Source organism: Nocardia sp. NPDC003999 (assembly GCF_053604885.1).
In genome coordinates this window covers 1-2,976 of sequence record NZ_JBSGIB010000051.1, presented here as the reverse complement: position 1 = coordinate 2,976, position 2,976 = coordinate 1, and the positions used below count along the sequence as shown (strand labels likewise).

Sequence of the window (2,976 nt, the reverse complement as noted above, 5' to 3'; positions counted from 1 at the left end):
TAATCAACAGTCGATGAGTTCCTGACTGGCCCGGCCTCTCTTCCTATGCCTGTTCCGGCCTGGACCTGGGCCATCCCACGCGTCTTTGGCACCGAATCTCCCACTGAACTGTTCTCGGTCCGGCCGATCAGAACTTGGTCGTGCCGACGGTTCTTCACGGTGGATGAAGACAAGGAGGCGTGGGTTGGCCCTGGCGGCAGTGCGCGACCTGCGGGAGTTGCGCGCCCCGGTGACCGAGGATGAGATCGCTGCGTTCGAGACCGACGTGCTATCCGGGTTCGTGCTGGCGCGTGCCTCCGCGGGCCTTGTCGACTCGACGATCCGCAATGACGTGAATCATCTTGAGCTGATTCGGGATTGGTTCGGCCGCCCGTTGTGGGAGATGCAGCCCGCTGACGCGGACGCATATTTCGGCAAGGTGCTGCGCGAGGCGAAGCCGTCGACGCGGACCGGCCGGGCGGCGGCGCTGACGGTGTTCTTCCATTTCCTCGAGCTGCGGCACAAGGTCGAGCTGCACAATCTCACCGGCCGCGTCGTGGAATGCCCGCTCGACGAGATCAACCGGCCGAAGGCGTCGGTGGATCCGCTGTTGCGGATCCCGCCGACCGCCGAGGAGGTCGAGCAGTTGTTCGCCGGGTGGCGGGCGGAGCTGGCGACCTGCCGCAAGTTCGCTCCGGCCGCCCGCAACTACGCCGTTGCCCGCCTGGTCGCCGACGTGGGGCTGCGGATCAACGAGGCCCGCATGCTCGATCTGGACGATGTGCGCTGGGAGCTGGGCCGGTTCGGCAAGCTAAATGTCCGTCATGGCAAGGGATCTCGCCGCAAAGGCCCGAAACTACGGCTGGTGCCGTTGATCAACGGCGCCGACCGCAGTCTGCGCTGGTTCATCTCCGACGTGCTCGGCCAGTTCGACATCGACCCGACCGGCCATGGTGTTCCGTTGTTCCCGTCCGAACGCAAGAACATCGACGGGACCGGTCGGCGAGCGACCGCGGACGTGTTCCGCCGCGCCTTGGCCGAGGCCGTTGACCGGCATCTGCCGACCTGGTCGCAGAAGCTGACACCGCATGTCCTTCGACATTTCTGTGCCAGCCAGCTTTATCTGTCCGGGATGAATCTGTTCGCCATCCAGGAGCTTTGCGGACACGCTTGGACCGCCACTACGGCCCGGTATATCCATGTCCACGCCACTCACGTCGAGGACGCGTGGGTGAGCGGGCAGCGCCGGGTCGCCGACCGATGGAAAGGACTCGTCCAGTGAAGTGGAACCTGCGGCTGGCCGCGGCCAATCGTGGCATCTGGAAGGCCAGCGAGCTGCACCGCAAGCTCGCCGAGCGCGGCATGGTGATCAGCACCGGCAAGATGTCGGGCCTGTGGTCGGGCACCCCCAACATGATCAAGCTCGACGAACTCGACATCATCTGCGCGGTCCTCGGATGCGGCGTCGAAGAACTCCTGATCCCCGAACCGGACTCTGTCGCGGCACCGCATCCGGTCGCCGAGGACGCCCCGGCCGCGGTCGGCGATGCCAGGCCAGCGGTCCTGCCGCGCAGCCGCGACGGCAGATCCATGCCGCCCCGGTGAACTGCCGGCGGTGCGGGAAAGCCCTGCCGGACAAGCGTCGGAGGAACCAAATCTATTGCAGCAAAGGCTGTTCCGCGCTCGCATCCTACTACCGGCGCAAGAACGGCGAACCGGTCCCGCCGCGCTGGCAACACCCGGCACTGACCGCCGAGGACCCCGCGCTGCGAGCCGCCGCGCAGCACGCCCACCAGCTCGGCCAAGCCCGCGGCTGGAGCCCGTCGACCACACGCTGCGTGCTCGACGGCCTGGCCACGGTGCTGGAAGGGCGGCCCGCCGGGCAGCGGGTGTTGCTCAGCGAAGCACGCTCACGCCCGCATCGCTGGGTGTCGCGGCCCCGGCTCGTCGAAGTCCTCACCGACCTGGACCTGCTCGACGACGATTCGACCACCACCGCCATCAGATCCTGGATCGACTGCGTCACAAGCGATTTCACGCCAGGATTCGCCGAACCAGTCAAGCGCTGGCTGACGGTGCTGCTCGACGGAGATACCCGAGCCCGTCCCCGCTCGACATCCACCATCTACGTCTACTTCGGTTGCGCCCGGCCGTTTCTCGAACAGTGGGTAACCCGCTACGACCACCTGCGGGAAGTCACCCGCACCGATATCGGTGCCGCCCTGGAACCACTTGATGGCTGGAAACGCACCAACGCCGCTGCGGCCCTGCGGTCACTGTTCCGGTTCGCCAAGAAACGCGGCCTGATCTTCACCAACCCGACCACCGGCCTGAAAGCCCGGCCAGCCGACTTCGCCCTGCTACCGATGACAGACGAGGAGATCCACGCCGTCGAGCAGTTGGCCACCGACCCCGCCTGGCGGGTCATCGTCGCCCTGGCCGCCGAGAACGCCGCCCGCACCGGCGCCATCCGCCACCTGAAACTCACCGATGTCGACCTGGCCAACCGCCGCATCACCCTCGCCGGACGCCGTCAGCGTCTCGGCGACCTCGGCCACCGCGCTATCGGCCGCTGGCTCGACCACCGCCGGACCGCCTGGCCGACCACAATCAACCCACACGTCCTGGTCAGCCCGAAAACCGTCCACGGCACTGCGCCGATCAGCCAGATATTCGTGAACCTCCGTATGCAGCGAACCGGATGCACCGTCGACCGGATCCGCGGCGATCGCATCCTCCACGAAGCCCTCACCGCCGGCCCCGACCCGCTGCACCTGACGCTGGTCTTCGGCATCTCCCACAACACCGCCGCCCGCTACGCCACCGTCGCCGAACACCTGCTCAGCGACGAACTCGAACAACCACCAACCGACTGAGCAGCATCGGCAGCCGCTAGACTTCCCCGGAACTCACCGCGAATCCCGGTGTCACACACCGAAATGCCGTGAGTTCCGGCTGAAAGTCCTTCAGTCAGCGTGAACCCACGGGGGACGTGCC

The 2,976-nt window shown here is 66.7% G+C and carries 3 protein-coding genes; all 3 read left to right on the top strand.

Annotated features, from left to right (window positions below; genetic code table 11):
- The first annotated feature begins 184 nt into the window (after nucleotides 1–184).
- Genes ACWESM_RS36565 through ACWESM_RS36555 form a run of 3 tightly spaced genes read left to right on the top strand, consistent with a single transcriptional unit; the run spans nucleotide 185 to nucleotide 2,855 of the window.
- The gene (locus ACWESM_RS36565) at nucleotides 185–1,261 is read left to right on the top strand and encodes a tyrosine-type recombinase/integrase (protein WP_452495720.1); all 1,077 of its coding nucleotides are present in this window, start codon (nucleotides 185–187) and stop codon (nucleotides 1,259–1,261) included.
- Nucleotides 1,258–1,584 carry a helix-turn-helix domain-containing protein gene (locus ACWESM_RS36560; RefSeq protein WP_452495718.1) on the top strand — a complete coding sequence of 109 codons (327 nt, stop codon included), beginning with the start codon at nucleotides 1,258–1,260 and terminating at the stop codon, nucleotides 1,582–1,584. Before ACWESM_RS36565 ends, ACWESM_RS36560 begins: the two co-directional genes overlap by 4 nt.
- A complete protein-coding gene (locus ACWESM_RS36555) occupies nucleotides 1,581–2,855 on the top strand; it encodes an integrase (RefSeq protein ID WP_452495716.1) in 1,275 nt (424 codons plus the stop codon). Before ACWESM_RS36560 ends, ACWESM_RS36555 begins: the two co-directional genes overlap by 4 nt.
- Nucleotides 2,856–2,976: the final 121 nt, after the last annotated feature.